Origin of the sequence: Limnohabitans sp. (assembly GCF_036804465.1) — a bacterium.
Classification (GTDB): domain Bacteria; phylum Pseudomonadota; class Gammaproteobacteria; order Burkholderiales; family Burkholderiaceae_C; genus Limnohabitans.
This window is the reverse complement of sequence record NZ_DAIRSK010000008.1, coordinates 1-22,002: the sequence shown is the minus strand read 5'-3', so window position 1 is coordinate 22,002 and position 22,002 is coordinate 1. Positions and strand designations below refer to the sequence as shown.

General features: G+C 53.9%; 19 protein-coding genes. 16 read left to right on the top strand and 3 right to left on the bottom strand.

Going from position 1 to position 22,002, the window contains the following annotated elements:
• The coding region (locus V7Q41_RS05710) for an O-linked N-acetylglucosamine transferase, SPINDLY family protein (protein ID WP_333844072.1) at window positions 1-2,384 on the bottom strand (2,384 nt) is incomplete at its 3' end.
• 78 nt (window positions 2,385-2,462) lie between these two features.
• A complete protein-coding gene (locus V7Q41_RS05705) occupies window positions 2,463-3,629 on the bottom strand; it encodes an ATP-binding protein (protein ID WP_333844070.1) in 1,167 nt (388 codons plus the stop codon).
• Window positions 3,630-3,806: 177 nt separating this feature from the next.
• Between V7Q41_RS05705 and V7Q41_RS05700 the strand changes: the two genes are divergently transcribed.
• The 11 genes from V7Q41_RS05700 to fliJ all read left to right on the top strand — a co-directional run bounded on the left by V7Q41_RS05700 (window position 3,807) and on the right by fliJ (window position 17,823).
• Window positions 3,807-4,274 (top strand): hypothetical protein, encoded by a 468-nt coding sequence (locus tag V7Q41_RS05700; RefSeq protein WP_333844068.1) that lies wholly within the window; start codon window positions 3,807-3,809, stop codon window positions 4,272-4,274.
• A gap of 202 nt (window positions 4,275-4,476) precedes the next feature.
• On the top strand, window positions 4,477-8,490 hold the full coding sequence (locus V7Q41_RS05695; protein WP_333844065.1) for a flagellin N-terminal helical domain-containing protein: 4,014 nt from the start codon (window positions 4,477-4,479) through the stop codon (window positions 8,488-8,490).
• Window positions 8,491-8,511: 21 nt separating this feature from the next.
• Window positions 8,512-8,835, top strand: a complete 324-nt coding sequence (locus V7Q41_RS05690; RefSeq protein ID WP_333844063.1) for a hypothetical protein — start codon at window positions 8,512-8,514, stop codon at window positions 8,833-8,835.
• Between the two features lie 65 nt (window positions 8,836-8,900).
• Window positions 8,901-10,394, top strand: coding sequence for a sigma-54 interaction domain-containing protein (locus V7Q41_RS05685; RefSeq protein WP_333844061.1), 1,494 nt, complete (start codon window positions 8,901-8,903; stop codon window positions 10,392-10,394).
• Window positions 10,391-10,735 carry a flagellar hook-basal body complex protein FliE gene (fliE, locus tag V7Q41_RS05680; RefSeq protein WP_333844059.1) on the top strand — a complete coding sequence of 115 codons (345 nt, stop codon included), beginning with the start codon at window positions 10,391-10,393 and terminating at the stop codon, window positions 10,733-10,735. The genes V7Q41_RS05685 and fliE overlap by 4 nt, the downstream gene beginning before the upstream one ends.
• Before the next feature lie 20 nt (window positions 10,736-10,755).
• The gene (gene fliF, locus V7Q41_RS05675) at window positions 10,756-12,909 is read left to right on the top strand and encodes a flagellar basal-body MS-ring/collar protein FliF (protein ID WP_333844057.1); all 2,154 of its coding nucleotides are present in this window, start codon (window positions 10,756-10,758) and stop codon (window positions 12,907-12,909) included.
• 23 nt (window positions 12,910-12,932) lie between these two features.
• Window positions 12,933-13,967 carry a flagellar motor switch protein FliG gene (fliG, locus tag V7Q41_RS05670; protein WP_333844055.1) on the top strand — a complete coding sequence of 345 codons (1,035 nt, stop codon included), beginning with the start codon at window positions 12,933-12,935 and terminating at the stop codon, window positions 13,965-13,967.
• The gene (locus V7Q41_RS05665) at window positions 13,951-15,405 is read left to right on the top strand and encodes a FliH/SctL family protein (protein WP_333844052.1); all 1,455 of its coding nucleotides are present in this window, start codon (window positions 13,951-13,953) and stop codon (window positions 15,403-15,405) included. Before fliG ends, V7Q41_RS05665 begins: the two co-directional genes overlap by 17 nt.
• On the top strand, window positions 15,392-16,063 hold the full coding sequence (locus tag V7Q41_RS05660; protein ID WP_333844049.1) for a hypothetical protein: 672 nt from the start codon (window positions 15,392-15,394) through the stop codon (window positions 16,061-16,063). The genes V7Q41_RS05665 and V7Q41_RS05660 overlap by 14 nt, the downstream gene beginning before the upstream one ends.
• A 3-nt stretch (window positions 16,064-16,066) precedes the next feature.
• A complete protein-coding gene (locus V7Q41_RS05655; RefSeq protein WP_333844046.1) occupies window positions 16,067-17,386 on the top strand; it encodes a FliI/YscN family ATPase in 1,320 nt (439 codons plus the stop codon).
• On the top strand, window positions 17,383-17,823 hold the full coding sequence (gene fliJ / locus V7Q41_RS05650) for a flagellar export protein FliJ (protein ID WP_333844044.1): 441 nt from the start codon (window positions 17,383-17,385) through the stop codon (window positions 17,821-17,823). Before V7Q41_RS05655 ends, fliJ begins: the two co-directional genes overlap by 4 nt.
• Before the next feature lie 4 nt (window positions 17,824-17,827).
• On the opposite strand, the gene V7Q41_RS05645 is transcribed toward fliJ, so the two are convergent.
• The gene (locus tag V7Q41_RS05645; RefSeq protein WP_333844042.1) at window positions 17,828-18,568 is read right to left on the bottom strand and encodes a hypothetical protein; all 741 of its coding nucleotides are present in this window, start codon (window positions 18,566-18,568) and stop codon (window positions 17,828-17,830) included.
• A gap of 123 nt (window positions 18,569-18,691) precedes the next feature.
• Here V7Q41_RS05645 and V7Q41_RS05640 point away from each other — a divergent pair, with 123 nt between their 5' ends.
• From V7Q41_RS05640 to flhB, 5 genes are read left to right on the top strand one after another with little or no spacing between them, the layout of a single operon-like run.
• Entirely contained in the window at window positions 18,692-18,964 is a 273-nt protein-coding gene (locus V7Q41_RS05640) for a flagellar biosynthetic protein FliO (RefSeq protein ID WP_333844039.1), read from the top strand.
• The gene (fliP, locus tag V7Q41_RS05635) at window positions 18,954-19,724 is read left to right on the top strand and encodes a flagellar type III secretion system pore protein FliP (protein ID WP_333844037.1); all 771 of its coding nucleotides are present in this window, start codon (window positions 18,954-18,956) and stop codon (window positions 19,722-19,724) included. Before V7Q41_RS05640 ends, fliP begins: the two co-directional genes overlap by 11 nt.
• Window positions 19,725-19,735: 11 nt before the next feature.
• A complete protein-coding gene (gene fliQ, locus V7Q41_RS05630; protein WP_333844035.1) occupies window positions 19,736-20,005 on the top strand; it encodes a flagellar biosynthesis protein FliQ in 270 nt (89 codons plus the stop codon).
• A 13-nt stretch (window positions 20,006-20,018) separates the two neighbouring features.
• A complete protein-coding gene (gene fliR / locus V7Q41_RS05625) occupies window positions 20,019-20,786 on the top strand; it encodes a flagellar biosynthetic protein FliR (RefSeq protein WP_333844033.1) in 768 nt (255 codons plus the stop codon).
• A 1-nt stretch (window position 20,787) separates the two neighbouring features.
• Window positions 20,788-21,936, top strand: coding sequence for a flagellar biosynthesis protein FlhB (flhB, locus tag V7Q41_RS05620; RefSeq protein WP_333844030.1), 1,149 nt, complete (start codon window positions 20,788-20,790; stop codon window positions 21,934-21,936).
• Window positions 21,937-22,002 lie beyond the last annotated feature (66 nt).

The following is a 22,002-nucleotide window of genomic DNA, read 5'->3' as shown; positions in this document are numbered from 1 at the left end:
ATGAAAATTTTTCTTGGAATAAATTGTGCTCCATAATTTGTATTATTATTTAATAATATTGCCAGTTCGCTGTTGCAATGCTCTGCTTCAGTGAAAAGCTGTTCTGCTAATATTAGCCATTTAATCCAAAAACTCTTCTTTGCAACGAAATAATTGCAAAATATAGTATTTTGGCTGTGTGTAGTAGCAATCGTGAGATCAATATTAAGTTTCGTCTTATTGACGAATTTTTGGGATGCATCCATAAGTCCATTATGGAAAAAGTCGCCTTGTTCAAACACATTTTTGAATAAACATGTTAAATCCCAAAATGGACTAAATATATATATTTCAGAGTTGTATTTGTCTTCTGCTAAAAAATTAGAGACGTTTACATAAGATAAACCAGTTTTTTGTGTAAATTTTGGCGAAAAGAATCCATAGTAACAATTATTATCTAGATGGTTATTTAATAGATAGTTTCTAATGGGCCAATATTCACGCCAGTCAGGTCGTAAATTTTCTAAATTATTAAGCGGTAAAAAACCATCAGGGATATTTTTTAGTGTGTCCTCTGAGTAGCAAATCTGACGAATTTCAAGACGAACTTCATCTCTACTTGCTAAGTCTGTTTTTTTATTATCTAAATAATTAAATATTGATTCAGAGAATAATTTAGAATTTTTTAGTTTTAAATATTCAGATTTTGTTTTACGTGGATTTTTACTGATTTCACAAACTAAATCAGTGTATTCTAAATAAGAAGTTGGAATGCAATCGCTGGTGTAAGCGTCTTTTAAAATGCTCATCCCCATTCTTGAAACTAATGTCTTTCCAGATAGGGTAACTAATGGCGTTTTCGAGTTCATTACGTCATTTGTAGTTGATCCGCAGTTGTAAGGAAAAGTATCCAAAAATACATCAGCCAGCTTTAATTTAGCCTTGTATTCCGAATGCGCGCTTCGAGTCGTGAACAAGATGCGGTTTAAGTCAGCCTTTGCTGCAAACGCATGCTTTTTAATATTAGCCGTGGTAGTCGGATTGTCATCAATCAACCAAAGCACAGCCCGTGGAATTTCCTTCAATATCTCCATCCAAGTGGCAAACATCTCAGGCGTTATTTTGTAAACATTGCCAAACGCAGCCATGACAAACGCATCGTCTGGCAATCCAAACTCTGCGCGGGTGGCTTCACGCACGGGCGTGTCATCACGGGTCAGGGGAATAAAGCTGCCTTCTACATACAGAGGCTTCTCTGTGAAGTAGGGTGTCAATTCTTCTGGCAGGGCATAGCGGTCGGCAATGACAAAGTCAAACCATGGCATGCCAGTGGTGCCTATAAAGCCAAGGTAGGTGCCTTGTTTGGGGGCAGGGTGCAAGGCAAATATGCCGGGGCGGGCGCCAGAGCTGAGGCCGTGCAGGTCAATCAGCACATCGATTTCATCCGCCATGACCAACTCAGCCACTTGTCGATCGGTCAGTGCGCGAATGGGGCGCAGGTGGTCGAAGGCTTTTTTCAGGCGTTCGCGGTGCGCGGTGCCGTCTTCGGGGCTGAAGTCGTAGCCGTAGATTTCAAATTTTGATTTGTCATGACCTTCTAACAACTCTGGCAACAACAGGCCTACGGCGTGCACGCACAGGTCGCCCGAGACATAGCCAATGCGCAAACGGTCGTGCCGGTATTCGCGGCCTTTGCTTAAAAACTCTTCTTTGAAGCCATAGGTGCGCTCCACAAAAGCAAAAGCGGTTAGCAGTTGCTGCACAGGATCATCTGTGAGTGCCAGCATGGCCAGTGGCGAAGTGGCCATGAGCATTTCGTTTTGCGTGATGTTGGGCAGCGGCTTGTAAACAGGCCATGCACAGGCTTTTTGTCGAATATGCACCCAGTGTTGGATGACGCCTGGTTGCTTGGGGTTCAGGGCCAAGCTTTGTTCTAAGGCTTCTTCAGCCATGTCGTATTGTTTGAGGTCTTCTTGCACGCGGCCAATGTGGTTCAGCGCCAGCACCAGCATGTCGGGGCTGGGGCCGTCTTTGAGCAGACGTTTGCTGACCAAGGTGGCCCATTGTTGAAGCGCTTCGTCGCGCTTGCCCATTTTTTCGAGGGTCAGGCCAAGGTTGATCAAGGCTTGCGGAAAGCTGGGTTGCAACACCAAGCATTCTTTGTAGGCTTCTATGGCAGCGGCAGGGTTGCCGGTGCTTTGCTGCAATGACCCGTAGTTGAACCACGCCATGTGACGGTTGGCATCTTGCGACTGGGCCAGCCATGACTGATACATGTCCAAAGCCTGTTGGGCTTGGCCAGCTTGCTGCAGCTGCTCACACGTGGTGAACAGGGTGTCCAAGCCAATCGGCGGTGCTTGCTCTTGATTTTCCATGGCTACAAAGACGGGGTTGCGTGCATTCATGTTGAGGTGGCCTGCTGAATGAGGGTAGTTTTACCAAAACAAGCAATTTATAAGCCAGCTTAAATTGACGGTTTTTTGTCACTTCTTGGTGAAATTTGTGGCTATTTCTTGCCATCCAACGGCTTGGCAGCCCTCGCGCTCATAACCCCCTACACCGCCAAAAATAATTTTGGGTTGAAGCGTGCTTCCAGAAAGGCTTTGCCATTTGTTGATGCCTTTGGTCCAGTCGGAGGCAAAGGTGGTGCCTGATTTAATTTCAATGGCTTGTAGACCTTGAGGTGTTTGTTGCAATAAATCCACTTCGTGGCCTGTGCTGTCACGCCAAAAGTACAGGTCGCCTGCTTGGCCTTGGTTAAATGCTTGCTTCATCAATTCACTCACGACAAAGGTCTCAAACAAGGCGCCGCGAGACGCGTGTGTATCCAGGCTATCCGCATCGCGAATACCCAGCAACCATGCCATCAAACCCGTATCTAAGAAGTAGAGTTTTGGGCTTTTAATCAGTCTTTTGCCAAAGTTCTGATGGTGGGGTTGCAGGCGTGTGACCAAGTAGCTGGCTTCTAAGACTGACAGCCACTCGCGGGCTGTGGTGGCGGAGAGTCCGCAATCGGCACCCAATGCCGCGAGGTTTAAAAGTTGTCCGGATCTGGCGGCACACATTTTGACGAAGCGTTGAAACTGCGACAGATCTCGCACAGCGATGAGATGACGCACATCGCGTTCGATGTAGGTGACCATGTAGTTGCTGAACCAGTCTTGGGGGCTGACTTCTCGGCTGTACAAGCTGGGATAGCCCCCATGCAAAAGCAGTGCATGCAGGTCGCTTGGCAATTTGTTTGCAGCTTTTAGCTCCAGCGTGTTGAGTGGTAGCAACTCTACGCGCCCGACCCGACCCGCCAAGGTTTGGGTGATGCCAGCAATCAGCTCAAATTGGGAGGAGCCTGTGAGAACAAAGTCACCCATCACGGCGCGCTCGTCCACGATATGTTGCAACCAGGACAGCAAGGAAGGGCAGCGTTGGACCTCGTCCAAGATGGCCCCCCGATCTAGCCTGGCCAAAAATCGCCGTGGGTCAGCCTTGGCGAATTCCAGCTCGTCTGGGTTTTCAAGTGAGACGTAGGTTTTATTTGGAAAAACGTGTTTTGCCAGCGTTGTCTTGCCTGATTGCCTAGGGCCCGTCAGGGCAATGATGGGAAAACCTTTGGCTAGGCGTTGCAGCGTTGTTTCAGAGGAGCGGGGAATCATTTTTTGTAAATCAAAGACTAAAGTTTCGATTTGCAAATTCTAATGACCCTAAACACCTTGCGCAATCAAAAAGTGAAAGGGCGCTTTATCTGGCATCACTATTGCTTAAGGGTCTTTATGCGCTGATCGTTTGTAAGCGGTTGGCATGTTTTTCCGACACTTCAACTGGAGCCTTTCATGACCCTTATTCAAGAACTGATTCATCAAGCCGGCACAGGTAGCCTGCTGAACATGCAACAAATTCAACGTTTCAGCCCTTCTGAAATTCGTGAAGCCATTCAATCATTGGTGGCCACAGAACAATTGGACTTGGCCAACGCCTTGGGTGATGCTGGCATGAGCTTGCATCCACACAGCGAAGATATTTTGGCAATCACCAGCCTGTTGGCCATGATGAACCAAGACTGGCCACTGGCTGTTGAGTTGTTGGACGACTTGATGGTGGTGCAGGGCGACAAGACACCGCCATTCACCTACGTGATGATGGTGCGTGCACTGCGCTGCAACTTGGATCCAGCACGCGCTCTAGAGATTGCAAGTCAAGGCTTGGCCTTGTACCCACAGCAACTTGAGTTGCTGGCAGAGAAGTTGTCGTTGGATGATTTCAGCGATTCCATGTTGCCCACAGCGGGTTTGAAACACTAAGCGGCAATGTGTCGCACCCTCGACGGCAAGCGGCAAACGCTTGCCACTGAGGCGACAAAAGCTTGCCACTGAGTACTTAAATGAACAAATTGACAATCAAAAAAATGGGAAAACCCCTATTAAGTAGCGTCAGAAATAGTTGGCACGGTAAGTGCTTAACCAGTGGTAGGTTTGATTGACCAATTAAGGTCAGGAGAAAAAAATGGCAGTTATCAACACAAACGTTAAAGCATTGTTTTCGCAAATGGCACTCGGCTCGTCCGGGCGTGCACAGAGCATAGCAATGCAACAGTTATCGACAGGTAAGCGAATCAACTCAGCCCGAGATGATGCCGCAGGTATGTCGATCGCAACGCGCATGACGCATCAAATTCGCAGCTTGAACCAAGCCGTGCGCAATGCGGGTGACGCCATTAGTCTGATGCAGACGGCTGAAGGGGCAACCAACGAAATCACGGACATGATGCAACGCATGCGTGAGTTGGCGGTTCAAGCAGTCAACGACACCAACAACAATGCTGACCGCAGCTACTTGGATTTAGAGTTCCAACAGCTCAAGCAGCAAATTGTGCAAATTGCCGACAACACCGAGTGGAACGGTTTCCCCGTGTTGAATGGCAAGGCAGGTGAACAAGTTGGCGAGATGCCTGTGTACAAAGTCACCTCAGAAAACCAATTTGGCGATGTTTTTATCACGCCCACAACCTCTCGTACCTTGACTGGACCTGATGCGGGTGAGGTGCAAACCTTCACGCTCTCAGGTGCCACGCCAACACCCGGCAACATCACCATTGCCGGTGTGACGGTGGCCATCACGTCTTCAGAAAACAACTTGGCCTTGGCTGTCGAGAAAATCAAGACGACCTTGAACAACTCCACCACCTTCAGCTCACGTGGCATGACCATCAGTGAAGATGCCGGTGTACCCGGCAAGATGTATCTGAACTTCAACGTGGCCGACGGCAATGTGGGTTTGGCCACTGTGGGTGTCAATACAGCCGCAACGGGCCTGAGTCTTTCACCCGCAGGTGTTGTGGTGGAAAAAGAAGCCGCCACACAATCTGCCGAAGTGTTTGCCAACAACGGTAAATATTTGCAAAGTGGTTCTTTGGCCTTCACCGTGGCCAAAAATGCAGCAGCAGCTTCTGCTGTGACAGCAACGTTTACAACCACAGACAATAAAAAAATCACCATGATGGGGACTGTGGTCACACAAGACCCCGCCGTGGTGAAGTTTGCCAAGGCGGATGGTTTGAACAGCTCAGTCATCTCAGGTGACTTGACTTACACCATGCAAGACGCGACAGGCGCTAGCCTTGACTTTGCAACGCGCGGTGTCACGATGAGTGTCGGCGTGGCTGGCAGCATTCCTACTTTACGCGAAGGTGATTTGACCATCAATGGCGTCATCATTGGCCCCTCCCAAGCGGCTGACGATTTGATGTCCCCACGAAATAACGCAGCAGGCAGTGCCATTGCCAAGGCTGCAGCGATCAACCGCATGGCGATGGATCAAGGTATTTCCCAGGGTGAGGCACAGTCCATCACCCTCAGCGGTACTCCCATGCCTGGCACCATCACAGTGGGCGGTGTGAGCGTCGTGTTGACCAATGACGACAACACGCCAGCTTTGGCAGCAGCCAAGATTGCGGCCGCCATGCAAGCCAGCCCGTTGTATGACAACAGCACAAACCGCAGCGTGGTGTATGCATCAGGTTCTGCGGTGATTGGTGTCAACTTTCCAGCCAAAGAGGGCAACGTCACTAAACTCGAAGTGGTTCCAGGTGCCACGGGCATAGCCAGTGTGGTCAATACCAGCACTGAATATGCTGTGAAGACCCCAGGCACAGGCGTGTTTGCCAAAGTCAATGAGAACATCATGACCGGCCAATCGATGGTGGGTGGCCCCGTGACCAAAGGCGTGGTGTTTATCAACGGATTTGCATCGGCTGACATTTCGACGATTTTTAACAACTCGCAAGCCACACGTTCCAACGTGGTGCGCGCGATCAACCTGATCAGCGACCGCACAGGCGTGACGGCAATTGACTCTGGCTCAGACACCAAAGGTATCAGCCTTGTGGCGCCTGATGGCCGCAACATTGAAGTGCGTTTTGAAACCTCTGACTCAAGCAATGCCATGGTGTTTGGCCAGCGCGTAGGCCTGCGTGAGGGCGTTCAAAGCGCCACGATTTCTTTGGAATCCAAAATTCAAGCCCCTGTGGTACTGGCAGCCAGCGCAACGGGCGATATCACCCGTGCAGGTTTGGTGAGCGGTAACTTCTCAAAGAACGAGTCCATCCTGAATACCCGTCCTCGCGAACCTGTTGCAGCCTCGGTGGCACAGGTCACGAGTGTGTTGTTAACCTCAGATCCCGCTGTAGGCGACACAGCCAGCATTGTCATCAACGGCACCACTTTTACATCAGCAGCACCAATAGCTCCAGGTAAGCGTCCGCAAGATGTCGCCGAGGATTTGATTGGAAAAATCAATGCCCAGTCCATCTTGGGCGTGTATGCGACCAAAGGTAAGACCTTGGGTGAGATTTTGTTGACTGCGCGCACACCAGGCGAGTCATACACATTGACTGCAGAAGTCAGCTCAAGCGCCACCATCAGCGTGGCCGCCACGGAAGTGACGGCCAATCAAGTGGCATCAACCAAGAATTTGGGCATGGATGACCTTGAAATCAATGGCATCAAGATTCGCCCCACCACCGCGAACGATGACAAGTTTTCAAACACCCTGGTGTCCAGCAGCAATCCATCTGCCAGTGGTTTGGCATTGGCTGCGGCCATCAATGCCAGCACGAGCTTGACGGGTGTCACGGCAGAGGCCAATCCCGCGCTCAGTGAAGGCATCTTCACCGACACCGGCACGCCTATCAGTGGCAAACAAGAGCTGTGGGTGAACGGCACAAAAATTGAAGTGAATTTTGTTCAAAACGAAACGGGCACAGCGCGCCGCGAAAAGGTGGTGGACGCCATCAACGAACGCATTGGCCAACACGGTGTGACTGCCAAAGACAACGGCAAAGGTGTGACGCTGTCGACCGATGGTCGTAACTTGTCGGTCTGGTTTGATTCCAGCAAAGACGAATTGTCAGCAGCCAACTTCGGTTTGGACAAAGGCGGTGCGGTGGCTCAGCAATCTCGCATCAAAGTCGGCGGCGATGGCGCCACCCCAGGTGCAAAAGCCTCGGTGTTCATCAATGGCGTGTTGGTGGAAACGCCTAATTTGCCAGATGGCGCTACCGCCGTTGAAACTGCAGCAGCCCTGGCCTTGGCCATCAGTGGAACGGAAAGCTTGAAAAATATCAAAGCTGAAGTTGATCCATCCGACACCGCATCGGTGCTGATCACTTCGGAAGTTCCCGGTACTGCCTTTGATCTGCGCGGTCCTACCGTGAGCACGGCGGGTACACAAACTTTGAATTTAGGAACCATCACGCCCAACTCACAAGGCAAGACCGATGTGTCTGCTGTTGATATGAGCGTGCCTTACTTGACCAACGTGTTGGGAAGCGCTACAGCTCCTGTGAGCGCCATGGACATCAAAACGGTCTACAGCACGGTGAGATTGACATCCGACGCCCCTGTGTTGCCGGCTTTGCCAGGCGCAGATGGTTTGCCACCCAATATGATGAACATTACGGGTCGTCCCATCCAAATTCGCAGTGGTGCGGATGGCTTTGGACCCCAAAGTAATTTTTCAGCCTTGGGCTTTAACGAAGGCAGCTTTGGTGGCCGTGCCAGCCAAGACATGGATCCGCCACGCGTGGGCCGCATGGCTTTCCAAGTGGGCTCTAGTGCCAACCAAGTCATCACCATCGATTTGGCTGACTTTGGCAAAGGTGGCCCAATCACTGGCCAGATCACAGCAGATGCTGACTTGGCCGAAGATGCGCGCAAGGTACGAATCAACACCCGTGACGGTGCCACAGCTGTGCTGAACATGCTCGACAGCGCCATGGACAAGGTCAACGCCACACGCGCCACCATGGGTGCGGTGATGAACCGACTCGACCACGTGATCAACAACTTGACCAATGTGTCGATGAACATGTCTGCGTCGCGCAGCCAGATTGAAGATGCGGACTATGCCAAGGCTTCTACCGAGCTGGCCAAGACGCAAATCATGCAGCAAGCAGCCACTGCGGTGCTGGCGCAAGCCAACACCAGCCAGCAGTCGGTGTTGAAGCTCTTGGGTGGTTAATGACGAGTCATAATTAAACGTATGAAAGCTGATCAAGGCGCTGTGCCTGCACCTGCACCCTTGCCAAAGGGCCCCAATTGCTGGGAGTGTCGCTACTTAGCGATCACGTGGGATGTGCGCATGCCTTATGGCTGCAAGTTCATGGGTTTTCGTTCCAAAGTCGTGCCCTCGCTCGAGGTGCTGCGCACAGACGGGCGTTTTTGCGGCGGTTTTTCGCCCAAGCCACCTCGCCCAGCCGCGTCTAACCAGGCGCAAAAAGCCTCGCAAAAGCCTGTCGGTAACTCGTCGCAACGTCGAGAAACTGACCCTCGCAGGCCGATTTACCACATTAATTTAATTACATAGGTTTCAAAAATACCTGGCACGGCCTTTGCATAACAGTCTTACCTTTATTTCGGACTGTACTCAAAGTGAATGCTTCTTCTGTCAACGTAATTCATGCCGTTTGGTTGGACCCTTTCAGTCCCATCAACGCCGCAGATCGCGCCCAGCTGGATGCCGCAGGTATCAGTTTGGAAACTGTGTCTACCTTGGGCGACCTCACGCTGGCTTTGCGCCGTGCACATGTGCTGGTCATCCGCTTGGGCGATAGTGCCGAGCTGCTCCAAGAAGTTCAAACCCTCATTGCCCAACTCGGCCACACCGTGCCCGTGCTGTGCCGCGTGGACCGTCGCCGCATGGAAGTGGCTGTGGACGCGATGCGCTTGGGTGCCTTGCATGTGCTGTCAGCCGACGAGTGGTCTGCTCCTGCATGGCAAGCCGCTGTGAAAGGCCTGAACGCTCCCGAACTCAAAACCAAGAGCTACGTGTTTGTGGACCCCATCAGCCAGCATTTGTTGGCACTGGCCCAGCGCGTGGCACAAACCGATGTGACCGCTTTGCTGGTGGGCCCCACAGGCGCTGGCAAAGAGGTGTTGGCCCGTGTGCTGCACGAATCGTCCCCCCGCGCCAAGGCACCCTTTGTGGCCCTCAACTGCGCGGCCATGCCAGAGCACTTGATCGAAGACATGTTGTTTGGTCACGAGAAGGGCGCTTTCACCGGCGCATTGAAAGAGCACAAAGGTTTGTTTGAACAAGCCCACGGCGGCACCATCTTCTTGGACGAAATTGGCGAGATGCCCATGAACTTGCAAGCCAAGTTGTTGCGCGTCTTGCAAGAGAAAAAACTCAACCGCTTGGGCGGTGAGGGCACGATTGACTTGGACATCCGCGTGATCGCCGCCACCAACAAAGACTTGAAGCTCGCCATCGAGCAACGCGAATTCCGCGAAGACTTGTATTTCCGCATCAGCACCTTCCGTTTGCGCATTCAGCCCCTCAAAGACCGTCCAGGTGACATCGTGCCTTTGGTGGCCCAGTCACTGGCCCGTCACGTCAAAGGGGGTGTGCCCTTCACCGTCACGGCTGAAGCCCAGGTGATGTTGCAAAGCTATCCATGGCCTGGCAATGTGCGCGAACTCGAAAACGTGGTGCAGCGCGCCGTGGTGTTGAGCGGAGGCCGCACCATCAGCCCCGCGCATTTGATGTTTGACGATGCCCAAATGGACGAACAAGCCTTGCCCGTCATGTCCACCATGACAGCGGCCATGCCGCAAGTGTTTGAAGAAATGCCCATGGCTGCAGCGCCCGTGGCACCTGCCATGCCTGCACCCGCAGCCCCCACGTATTACAGCCCAGCACCTGTGTATGCCGCTGCGCCCATCGAAACACGCCCAGAAACAGCAGTCCCGATTGATTTGGACAGCGCGGTGAAAGCCAGCGAACTGCAAGTGATCATGGCCGCACTTCAAAGCACCGACAGCCGCCTGGAAGCGGCTGCCAAATTGGGCATCAGCCCACGCACCTTGCGCTACAAGCTGGCGCAAATGCGCACCCGTGGCATGCATGAAGGAGTCTTAGCATGATTGATCGCATCTCACAAGCCAACGTTCAATCCATGATTGAAACGCTGCGTTCGCACCAAACACAGGCCGCAGGGGTGAACTCTCCTGCTGGCGAAGCGGCTAGCGCCAAGGTTCAAGGGCAACCCGACTTTTTCAAGTCGGTGCAAAACGCACTCGACAGTGTCAACGAGACGCAGTTGAAATCACGCGGCATGCAAGAAGCCTACGAACGCGGCGAAGAAGTGCCCCTCACCGAAGTGGTGCTGAGCATGCAGAAATCGTCGCTGGCTTTTGAAGCCACCTTGCAAGTACGCAACAAAGTGATGAAAGCGTACGAAGAAATCATGAACATGCCGGTTTGATACTGGATTGAGAGACTGATATGGCAACTGATACCTTAAACATGAACGCAGTGGGCATGCCCAATGCGTCTGGCCTAGAGACCACCGGTGCAGCCAATGCCAGCGGTGCAACAGGCAACGCCTCACGCATGCCCGCATGGATCAACACCAAAGAAGGTCCTGGCGCGGTGGTGATGGACGTGCTGCGTCAACCCAGCGTGCGCAAGGCTTTGCCTTTTGTGGTGATTTTCATGCTGCTCATTTCCGTGGCGGTGTTCTTTACCTCGATGAAGCCCACGCCCTATCGCCCCTTGGTGTTGATGCTCAACGATGCCGACAAGCAATTGGCGATTGAAGCCTTGAAAACCGCTGAATACAAACCCGAGGTGGATGCCAACACGGGCCAAATCTCGGTGCCCACGAATCGTTACCAAGAGGCCCGCATGTTGTTGGCCTCTAAAGGTTTGCCACGTACCGAAGCCTCGGGCATGGACAACCTCAAAGACATGCCCGCCATGACCACCAGCCAGTTCATGGAGCAGGTGCGCTACAACAACGCGATGGAGCTTGAGCTCGCACGCAGCATCATCCAAATTGGCGGCATCAAAGCGGCCCGCGTGCATTTGGCCGCGCCCAAGCAAAGCGTGTTTGTGCGTGACCGCGCACCCACCAAAGCGTCGGTGATCATCACCCGTTTGCCAGGCCGCACCATTTCATCGGCCAACGTGCAAGCCATCATTCAGTTGGTGGCCTCTAGCGTGCCTTACCTTGCGCCTGAAAACGTGTCGGTGGTGGACAACTTTGGCAGCTTGATGAACGACATGTTGACCGAAGCCCCATTGGGCTTGACTGCACAACAGCTCACCCACAAGCAACAGATGGAAGACCTCTACCGCACCCGCTTGATCCAGTTGCTGGCCCCCATCGTGGGCGAGACCAACGTGACCGCGCAGGTGAGCATGAGCTTGGACTTCACACAAACCGAAGTGACCACCGAAGACTTTGACTCACAAGACAAAGGCCCCAAGACCCGCTCAGAACTGTTTGTGGAAGACCGCAACACCTTGCGTGATGCCATTGGTATTCCTGGCTCGCTGTCCAACACGCCGCCGGCCCCGACCAACCCGCAAGCCACCACGCAAACCAACGCCGACCCCTTGAAGGGCGTGAGCGAAAAAGGCGTGCAAGTCACCGCGCGCAGCACCAAAAACTACGAACTCGACCGCGCCGTGCGTCACACCAAAGGTGCGATGGGCGTGATCACCAAGATTGGTGTGGGCGTGTTGATCAACGAGCGTCCTTTGCCACCTGGTGCCAAAGCAGAAAAGAATCCCGATGGTTCGACGCCTACCTCTGTGCCCTACACCGCTGAAGAAATCGAACGCTTGAACCAATTGGTCAAAGGCGCTGTGGGCTTTAACAACGACCGCGGTGACGTGGTGACCGTGGTGGGTACCAAATTTGAGCCCCAGTACGACCCCACCGTGATTCCTTGGTGGCGCGATGAAAACTACCAAGTCATGGTCAATGCGGGCGTGGTGGGCACCATCTTTTTGCTGATCCTCTTGACTGTGGTTCGTCCGATGGTGCGCCGCTTGTTGGCCCCCGAGATTGACCCCAAAGCCTTGGCCGCTGCGGCTGCCGATGCGGCCACCAACCAAGCCCAGATGGCGATTGATGTGGCCACGGCAGAAAATGCGGCGGCACAAGCGGCCGCGGCCTATGCCAAAAGAACCCATGAAGGCGAGATGCTGCGGATCTCTGAAGAAGCCATGCGTGCGGCTGAAGAGTCGGCCCGCTTGTCGCAAGAAGCCACCTACGCCGCAGAGCAAGCCCGCTTGGCTGCCGAAGCCAAGGCAGCAGCCGAAGCACTGGCTGCCGAAGAAGCCCGCTTGCGTGAAGAGGCGCTGCGCGCTGAACGTGAAGCGCAAATGGCGGCCGAGCTTGAAGCTGCGAAGGCAGCCGCAGTAGCGCCGCCTGAAGAGTCTTCAGACGACATTGAAATTGAAGAGGGCGAGTCGCTCGAATCGGTCAAGGCCCGCATGGCGAGTATGAAGCCGAAGAAACAGTCGATTTCAGCGGACTTGCTCAACACGGCCAATTCGTATGACGATAAAGTGGCGTTGATTCGCATGATCATGGCCGAAGACTCCACCCGTGTGGCGGGCGTGCTCAAGAGCCTGATCGATAAGTAATAAATTTTCTGAGGATTTGAATCATGGCTGACGACTCCATTGTGATGACCGACAAGCTCCGCAAAGAGCTTGCCAACATTACCAGCACCCAACGTGCTGCCGTTTTGATGCTTTTGCTTGGCGAAGAGCAGGCGGCTGAGATCATCAAATTTTTGAGCCCCAAAGAGGTTCAGTCGCTGGGCGCTGCCATGGTGCAAGTGGCCAACTTTTCGCAAGATGCGGTGAACTATGTATTGGACGAATTCGTCGACCACCTGAAAAATCAAAACAACGTCAACATTGGTGGCGCAGACTACGTAGAAAAAGTCATGCGCTTGGCGCTGGGTGATGACAAGGCCGCTTCTGTGCTGGGCCGCATCATGCCTGGCCAAGGCACCAAGGGTTTGGACATCTTGTCTTGGATGGATGCCCGCGGCATTGCCGACATGATTCGTGGTGAACATCCCCAAGTGGTGGCCATCATCTTGTCCCTGCTTGAGAGCGAAGTGGCGGCGGATGTGTTGAATTATTTGCCCCCTGACTCGCGCCCAGAAGTGATACAGCGTGTGGCCAGTTTGGACACCGTGCAACCTTCGGCCATGGCTGAGCTAGAAGCCATCATGAAGCAACAGTTCTCAAAGAACGCGTCGGCTCAGTCGTCTAGCTTTGGTGGCATTGAGGCCGCAGCCAAGATCATGAACTTGACCAAGACTGCGCTGGAAGCCAGCATCATGAATGGTTTGAACGACATTGACCCCGACTTGATGCTCAAGATTCAAGACAATATGTTCACCTTTGAAAACTTGGTCTCTGTGGACAACAAAGGCATTCAGGTGCTCATGCGTGCGGTGGAGCCAGACATGTTGATGATGGCTTTGAAAAACGCCAGCGAACCTTGCCAAGCCCGCTTCTTTGACAACATGTCCGAGCGTGCGCGCGGCATGTTCCGTGACGACATGGAAGCCAAAGGCCCGCAGCGCATGACCGATGTGGAGAATGCGCAAAAGCAAATCATGCGTCAGGCGCGCAAGTTGTCTGATTCGGGCGAATTGATCTTGGGTGGTGCAGACTTTGTTTAACCAACCCCATCCCGCTCGGGCTGCTGTTCCTTGGCAGCCCAATGCCGGCATCGCTGAAAAGCTGAGCAGCCGTGGCTATGCCACGACCCAATGGACCAGCGATGCGCCAGTGGCGTTTGCTGAACTGGGCTTTCCAGCCAAGCCCAGCGGATTTTCAGCGGCGCACTACCAGTCGAGCCAACAAACGCTGAACCCGCAAGCCCAAGCCTCGCTGGCGCTGCTAGAGAGTGAGAACCGCAATGAGGGTTTGGATGACGACATGCCTGCCTCCGTGGCTGGCAAAGAATCCAATGGGCACCTGCCTTTTGTCACAGACGCGTTCGGCGCGTCACGCAAGTCCAAGTTGGGCGTGAAGCTTGAACCCTCGGTGTTGCAACGTGCGTTGGCACAAGCAGAAATGGCTGAGAGCTTGGTGGTGAGCCGCATCACTTCAGATGAAAAAATGGCCGACCCCATCGTGATTCATCCCGATGTAGCGGATGCGGTGCAAAGCAAGCCCGATACATCGGGCGCACTTGATGCACCTGATGCACAAGATGCTCCAGCAGCCGTCGCCGCTGCGCACGAAGCGCTGGCGATGAGCGAGGCCCCCGCACCCGCTGCTGTGGCGGGCGTTTCGCTTGAAGCGCTTGCGCAGCGCGAAGCCGAGCAATTTGCCAAAGGCATGGCCCAAGCGCGCGAAGAAGCAGCCACTGCCTTGGCAGAGGCGGTGGCCCAGGCCACAGAGCACGCATTGGCCCAAGGCATGGCGCAGGGCAAAGCCGAGGGTTGGCAGCAAGGCATGGCGCAAGGCAAGGCCGAGGGTTTGGCGCAAGGCATGGAGCAAGGCATTGAACAAGGCTTACAGCAAGGTTTAGAGCAGGGTTTAGAGCAAGGTTTAGACAAGGGCAATGCACAAGGCATGGCCGCAGGCCAGGCCAAGGCCAGAGCCGAGTTGGCCGACGAGATGGCTGCACAGCGTGTGGTGTTTGAAAACGCCGCCACCGAGCTCAACGCCTTGATCGCAGACCCCAAGAAATTTTTTGAACCCTTGAAGCGCTTGGCTTTGCACATGGCAGAGCAACTGGTGGTGGGTGAATTGCAAACCTCCAGCAAAGCGATTGAGCGCTTGGTGCAGCGTTGCTTGGATGAGTTGGACCATCCCGTGCATGGTGCGGTGGTGCTAGAGCTCAACGCTGAAGACAAAACCCGCCTGCAAGCGCACGGCGGCGATTTCATCAAAGGCATGCGCTTAGAAGCGGTGCCTGATTTGAAAATGGGCAGCGTGCGCGTGATGGCGAACGACACGGTGGTGGAAGATTTGGTGGAGCACCGACTAGAGGGCTTGGCCAAAGCCTTGCTGGTGGATGTGGATGCTTGGCGCGAAAAGTCGCCTTTGGCACAAGTGGTGTCGGATGTTCAACAAGAAGAAGCGGAGGACGGCGATGTTCATTCCTGACGTGATCAACACCCTGCTGATGGGTTTGATTTTTGTGGTCGTGATCGTGACCATCGTTCGACCGTTTGTGCTCAACATGGTGGGGCAAGCGGCCTCCAACAGTGACATGCAGCGCGCAGCTGTGGACGCTGTAGAACGCGAGATGATTCGCAAGGCCGAGTTGTTTGAATCCCAGCGTGCGGAAAAAATCAAATACCAAATGCTTTTGTTAGACAAGCCTGAGAAGCCCAAACCCAAACCAGTGATTGAGCCCGAGCCCGAGCCTGAGCCAGAGGTGGTGCCCGAGCCTGAGGCGCTCGTCCAAGCTGAGGTGGTGGTGGAAGAGCCCGCTGAAGAAGTGGTGCAAACGCCTGTCGAAGACGCGACTGCAGAGTTGGCCGCTGACGCAGCACCGGCTGAGGTGCCTGCCGAGGATGCAGACACGCAAGAGGCATTGGCTGAAGGCGAGATTGAAATTCGTGAAGGCGAGTCTTTGGCCGAGATCAAAGACCGCATTCGCAAAGAACAACAAAAGGCCAAGAAGCCCAGCATTCCGCCTGAGTTGCTCAACAACGCCAACAGCTACGAAGACAAGGTGGGCGTGGTGCGCATGGTGGTGCAATCAGACCAAGCGCGGGTCGCATCGGTGATTCGCGGCATGATTCAGGTGGGTAAGTAAAGCATGCTGGACTTTGCCAAAGAAGTGCAGACCAGTTTGCCTAAACTGCGCGCGCCCGAGCCACTGCGCAGTGGCACCTTGGTGCGCTTGGTAGGACTGACCTTGGAGACGCGCGGCATCATGGCCCCCTTGGGCGCCTGCTGCGAAGTGATGGGCAAAGAAGGCCACCGCGTCGAAGCCGAGGTGGTGGGTTTCAACGACAAAACCTTGTACCTCATGCCCTTCACCGACCCGGTCGGTGTAGGGCCTGGTGATACGGTGCGGGTGATGAGCAACTCGGGTCAAGTGCGCTTGGGCAGTGAGCTGCTGGGCCGTGTGATTGATGGCAGAGGCATGCCGATTGACGGCAAGCCCATGCCCCATTTGCCTGATCAGCTCAGCCTCTTGGGCTGCCCGCTCAACCCCATGGAGCGCGGCCCGATTGTGGATATTTTGGATGTGGGCGTGAAGGCCATCAACGGCGCATTGACGATTGGCCGTGGCCAACGCATTGGTTTGGTTGCGGGTTCAGGCGTGGGTAAAAGTGTGCTCTTGGGCATGCTCACGCGCTTTACCAAAGCCGACATTGTGGTGATTGGTTTGATTGGTGAACGTGGTCGCGAAGTGCAGGCCTTCATCTCTGAATCTTTGGGTCCTGAAGGTTTGGCCAAATCGGTTGTGATTGCAGCGCCCGCCAATGTGTCGCCCGTGCTGCGCCTCAAAGCCACACACATGACGCATGTGATTGCAGAATACTTTCGCGATCAAGGTAAAAACGTGTTGATGTTGTGCGACAGCTTGACCCGCGTGGCTCACGCGCAGCGCGAAATTGGTTTGGCCATTGGCGAGCCACCCACGGCCAAAGGCTATCCACCCTCGGTGTTTGCCCTGTTGCCCAACTTGATTGAGCGCGGTGGTGTGGGCCGCCATGGCCATGGCTCGATTACCTCCATTTACACCGTGCTCGCCGAAGGCGACGACGGCAACGACCCGATTGTGGACATTGCGCGTGCCTCGCTGGACGGGCAAGTGATGTTGTCACGCCGCTTGGCTGACCAAGCGCATTACCCCGCGATCGATTTGAATGGGTCGATTTCGCGTGTCATGCAATCCTTGGTGAGTGCGGATGAGTTGAAACAATCCAACAAGCTGCGCCGCTTGTGGTCGGTCTACCAACAAAATGCTGATCTTGTGCAAGTGGGTGCGTATGAGGCGGGCTCAAACCCAGAGCTAGACGATGCCATTCGCCTGCGTGAGCAGATGGTGGACTTTTTGCGCCAAGACATGGACAAGGGCCAAGACTACGCGATGACGCGTAACCAATTGAGCCACATGCTGTCATGAAGCCACGCGCCGCTTGGCCTGTGTTGGCCCAAAAAGCCAAAGAAAAATGCGACGAGGCCTTTCTCGAGCTGAAAAAAGCGCGTGACCGCGTGACCCATCTTGAGCAAAGCCGCGAGCGCATGCAACTGCTCTACACCGACTATGTGGCGCGCAGCAAAGAGGCCGAGAGCCGGCCGCACAGCATGTCAGAGACGCTGAACTTTCGTGGCTTCATGCAGCAACTGCAATCCTTGATCTCGCGTGTGAACGTGGACTTGATGGATGCGCAGCATGCGGTCGAGGTCAAGCGCTTGGCGCTCAGGGCTGCAGAGCAAAAACGCATTCAAATGCAAACCCTGGTCGAACAAGACCTCAAAGCGGTGCGCGACTACCACCGCAAGCGCGAGCAAAAAGAGATGGATGCGGCAGGCATCACGCTCTACAACCTCAAACCTTGACGCATCAGGGGTTGACCCAACCGGCTTGCAGCCAATGCCAGTAGTTGGGTTTGAAGGCCCACGGCATCCAGGTGGTGGGTGTGTTGGGTGCAAACACATGGCTGCTCAGGTGGTCATGCCAGGCCTCTTTGGCGCCCACGCTGGCCAAGAGCTTTTGCGAAAAATCAGGCGTCAGCGCTTGCTTGGCTGTCACGTCATGGCGCCACACCTGCAAACCCGCAGGCAACAAACGCCCATCGGTCGGGCCCGACCAGACATCGTGCAAGCTGCCCCAGCTGCGACCTTGTAGCGTGGTTTTGATGCTCGCCAAGTCCTGCTCTGCCTGCGCTTCATCGCGCACGCGAAAGCGGTGTTGGCCCAACACGTTGTCAAACCACACACAGGCCTTGGGATGTTGATTCAACAGGTCGGGCAGGGTAGCCAGCGCGTCTTGGCGGTGGTGATGCACTGTCATGCCTTGCGCTTTCAAGCGCTTGCCGTGTTGGATGTCAAACAGCCAAGCCGAGATGGGATCAATGTCATAGGCATCGATGCGTTGGAAGCGGGCCAGCCAGGGAGGCGGCATCATCCAGCCGGCGCTGGCGCCGATCAACACCAAGTGTTCAGACATGGGCTGCACTTGCGTCAAAAACTGCTCAATCAATTGCACCGTGGGCTGCCAGCGCTTGCGTGACGTGTAGGCCTGCACATGCCAGCTCAGGCCGCCTGTGCCCCCTGCATGGATCAGGTCGCGGATCAAGCCCATGGGTTTTTCGGTGAATGCATGAATTAACTATAACGCCCACAAAGCTGGCACGTGCCTTGCAATGTACTAAGAGATTCGCACGTCCAGTGTCAAAAAACCGTCATCGCGCACAGGGAAAACATCATGCAAAGTTTCGATTGGGTTCAGTTCTTCGCCAGCACCTTCAGTGTGTTGCTGCTGCTGTGCGGAGCCCTGTGGTGGGTCAAGCGCAATCGGGGTTTTGCGGCAAACGGTTTAGAGGACAAACGCATTCAAGTGATTGAGGCCTTGCCCCTGAGCCTCAAGCACAAAATGGTGTTGATTCAGGTGGACAACCAAATGGTGTTGGCCAGCGTCAGCCCTGCCGAGGTGAAAACACTGCACGCGTGGACGCAGGAGGCCAGCCATGTTGCGTAAGCCCATCACCAAAAAGATTTTGTATGTCATCTTGGCCTTGCTGTTGATGGCCTTGGTGGCGTTGCCCATGGTGTCGCATGCCCAAGGCATTCCGTTGGTCAACGTGAGTGGCGCTGGCAAAGGCGGCCAGCAATACAGCATGAGCCTGCAATTGCTGGGCTTGATGACCACGCTCACCCTGCTGCCGTCCATGCTGTTGATGATGACCTCATTTGTGCGCATCATCATCGTGCTGTCTATCTTGCGCCAAGCCATTGGCACGGCCCAAACCCCGCCCAACACGGTGCTGGTGGGCTTGGCTTTGTTCTTGACCTTTTTCATCATGTCGCCGGTCTTTGAGTCGGTGTACAAAGACGCGATCGGCCCTTATATGAATGGCAATCTTGACTTTGACAAAGCCTTGATCAAAGCCGAAGTGCCTGTGCGCGATTTCATGACCAAGCAAACCCGTGAAGACGACATTGCCATGTTCATGCAAATCTCCAACCGCCGTGAGTTGGCAGATGCCACCCAAGTGCCCTTCACCACGCTGATGCCTGCGTTCATTACCTCTGAAATCAAGAGTGCTTTCACGATTGGTTTTTTGATTTACATCCCGTTTGTGGTGATCGACTTGATCGTGGCCAGCGTGTTGATGTCCATGGGCATGATGATGTTGTCGCCCATGATTATTTCGATGCCGATCAAGCTCATGCTGTTCGTGCTGATTGACGGTTGGACGCTGTTGATGGCTTCGTTGGCCAACAGCTTTGTTTTCTAAGGGGCAGGTACATGGACAGTTCAGCAGTTGTAGATTTGGCGCGACAAGCGTTGTGGATGACCATGATCATCTCGGGCCCTTTGTTGGCCGTGGGTTTGATCGTGGGTTTGGTGGTGGGTATTTTTCAAGCCGCCACCTCCATCAACGAGCAGACCTTGAGCTTTATCCCGAAGATTTTGGTGATGGGTTTGACCATGTCGCTGGCCGGTGGTTGGATGATCAACACCATGGTGGACTACACCAAGGGCATCTTTACCCGCATTCCTAGCCTGTTCATGTAAGACACGCCTAGACATGAACACCTCGCTCATTGACATCCTCGACAAATTTTTGGTCGTCATTTGGCCAATGTTGCGTTTGTCAGCGTTTTTGGCGTTCACGTCTATTTTTTCTATCCGTGCGGTCAACATGCGCATTCGCATGTCGCTGGCGTTTGCCATGGCGTTTTTTGTGTCGCAACAAATTGATATTCCCAAGATCGACCCCGTCACCGCTGATGGGTTGATGGAGATTTCGCGTCAAATTTTGATTGGCCTGACCATGGGCTTGGTGTTTCAAGTGGCCTCTGCTGCCCTCGTGGTGGCGGGTCAGGCAATTTCTGGCTCGATGGGCTTGTCGATGGCCAACATGGTCGACCCCAACATGGGCAGCGTGCCCGTGTTGTCACAGTTTTTCAACATCATGGGCACCTTGATTTTCTTGGGCATGGGTGGCCACTTGATCGTGTTTGGTTTGGTGATGGAGTCGTTCAAGCTCATTCCCATTGGCCAAGCGTTTTTCAGCCAAGACATGCTGGGCAAGATGATCAACTGGAGTGCCATGATGTTTTTGGGCGCTTTGTTGATTGCGTTGCCGGTGATGATGACCTTGCTTTTTATCAACGTGGGCCTTGGATTTGTGGCCCGTGCAGCACCCACTTTGAACATTTTCACCGTGGGCTTTCCTGCGTTGATTTTGATGGGTTTTGTGGTCATGATTTTTTCGATGGGCAACAACGTGGCCCGCATTGATTGGGTATGGACGCAGGCTTTCATGATGCTGCGCTCGTATCTGGGAAGCTGATATGGCAGAAGAAAGCGGCCAAGACAAAACCGAAGAACCCACGGCGCAGCGGCTGCAAAAAGCCCGCGACGACGGGCAAATTGCGCGCTCGCAAGAGCTGGCACCAGCCGCCATGATGGTGATTGGTACGGTGTTTTTCAGCATGATGGGCCAGCACATCTTCAGCAGCATGGGCCAGCTGTTCAAGCATCAACTGCAGTTTGACCGCCGCATCACCGACAAAGCCGAGCTGCTGCCTGCCATTTTTGGCAGCTCGATGGTGGATGGCTTTTTGATCGTCTTGCCTTTGATGGCCATTCTTTACGTGATTGCCATTTTGTCCACCACCTTGGCGGGTGGTTTGATTTTTTCGCCCAAGATGGTGTTGCCCAAGTTCAGCAAGCTCAATCCCCTGACGGGTTTGGCGCGCTCGTTTGGCAAAGACGCCTTGATCAACTTGGGCAAAGCGGTACTCAAGTTTTTGGTGGTCGGTGCCATTTTGTTGGTGGCTGTCATGAACAACTTGGACGACCTGACCCACATCTCGCAGATGGACTTGAATGTGGCGATGAAAGTTGCTGGCACCATCATTGTGGATTCATGTATTTGGCTCAGCCTCGGGTTGGTGTTGGTGGCTTTGGTGGATGTGCCGCTGCAGCGCCATCAGCTCAATGAAAAGCTCAAGATGACCAAGCAAGAGGTGAAAGACGAGATGAAAAACTCGGAAGGTAGCCCAGAGGTCAAAGGCCAAATTCGCCGCCGTCAGCAAGAGATCTTGAACAACAAGATGATGAGCAAAGTCAAAGACGCAGACGTCGTCATCACCAACCCCACCCACTTTGCGGTTGCGCTGTCGTATGACCCCATGGGTGATGGTGCGCCTTTGTTGGTGGCCAAGGGTGAAGATGGTTTGGCAGCCCGTATTCGTGAGGAAGCCAAGGAGCACAAGGTTTATATATTTGAGGCGCCTTTGCTGGCTCGCGCCTTATACTTCACAACCAAGCTGGATCATCCGATTCCAGAGGCGCTGTACCACGCTGTTGCGCAGGTCATTGCCTATGTGTTCAGCCTGAACCAGTCTTATGGTCGTGGCCAGGAAGTGGTCAAACCATCGCCCACCGTTCCGAACGACATGAAGTTCGATTCGAACGGCGATTTGATGAATTCTTAAGACCCGAGTTTGAGCCGCATGACAGACATCTACCAAAGCCCCGGTGACCGGTTGCGATTTGAAATA

Bases quoted from the DNA above. Each gene is read 5' to 3' on its own strand.
- V7Q41_RS05705 (WP_333844070.1), bottom strand. From the start codon at position 3,629: ATGATTCCCCGCTCCTCTGAAACAACGCTGCAACGCCTAGCCAAAGGT.
- V7Q41_RS05700 (WP_333844068.1), top strand. From the start codon at position 3,807: ATGACCCTTATTCAAGAACTGATTCATCAAGCCGGCACAGGTAGCCTG.
- V7Q41_RS05695 (WP_333844065.1), top strand. From the start codon at position 4,477: ATGGCAGTTATCAACACAAACGTTAAAGCATTGTTTTCGCAAATGGCA.
- V7Q41_RS05690 (WP_333844063.1), top strand. From the start codon at position 8,512: ATGAAAGCTGATCAAGGCGCTGTGCCTGCACCTGCACCCTTGCCAAAG.
- fliE (WP_333844059.1), top strand. From the start codon at position 10,391: ATGATTGATCGCATCTCACAAGCCAACGTTCAATCCATGATTGAAACG.
- fliF (WP_333844057.1), top strand. From the start codon at position 10,756: ATGGCAACTGATACCTTAAACATGAACGCAGTGGGCATGCCCAATGCG.
- fliG (WP_333844055.1), top strand. From the start codon at position 12,933: ATGGCTGACGACTCCATTGTGATGACCGACAAGCTCCGCAAAGAGCTT.
- V7Q41_RS05660 (WP_333844049.1), top strand. From the start codon at position 15,392: ATGTTCATTCCTGACGTGATCAACACCCTGCTGATGGGTTTGATTTTT.
- V7Q41_RS05655 (WP_333844046.1), top strand. From the start codon at position 16,067: ATGCTGGACTTTGCCAAAGAAGTGCAGACCAGTTTGCCTAAACTGCGC.
- fliJ (WP_333844044.1), top strand. From the start codon at position 17,383: ATGAAGCCACGCGCCGCTTGGCCTGTGTTGGCCCAAAAAGCCAAAGAA.
- V7Q41_RS05645 (WP_333844042.1), bottom strand. From the start codon at position 18,568: ATGGGCTTGATCCGCGACCTGATCCATGCAGGGGGCACAGGCGGCCTG.
- V7Q41_RS05640 (WP_333844039.1), top strand. From the start codon at position 18,692: ATGCAAAGTTTCGATTGGGTTCAGTTCTTCGCCAGCACCTTCAGTGTG.
- fliP (WP_333844037.1), top strand. From the start codon at position 18,954: ATGTTGCGTAAGCCCATCACCAAAAAGATTTTGTATGTCATCTTGGCC.
- fliQ (WP_333844035.1), top strand. From the start codon at position 19,736: ATGGACAGTTCAGCAGTTGTAGATTTGGCGCGACAAGCGTTGTGGATG.
- fliR (WP_333844033.1), top strand. From the start codon at position 20,019: ATGAACACCTCGCTCATTGACATCCTCGACAAATTTTTGGTCGTCATT.
- flhB (WP_333844030.1), top strand. From the start codon at position 20,788: ATGGCAGAAGAAAGCGGCCAAGACAAAACCGAAGAACCCACGGCGCAG.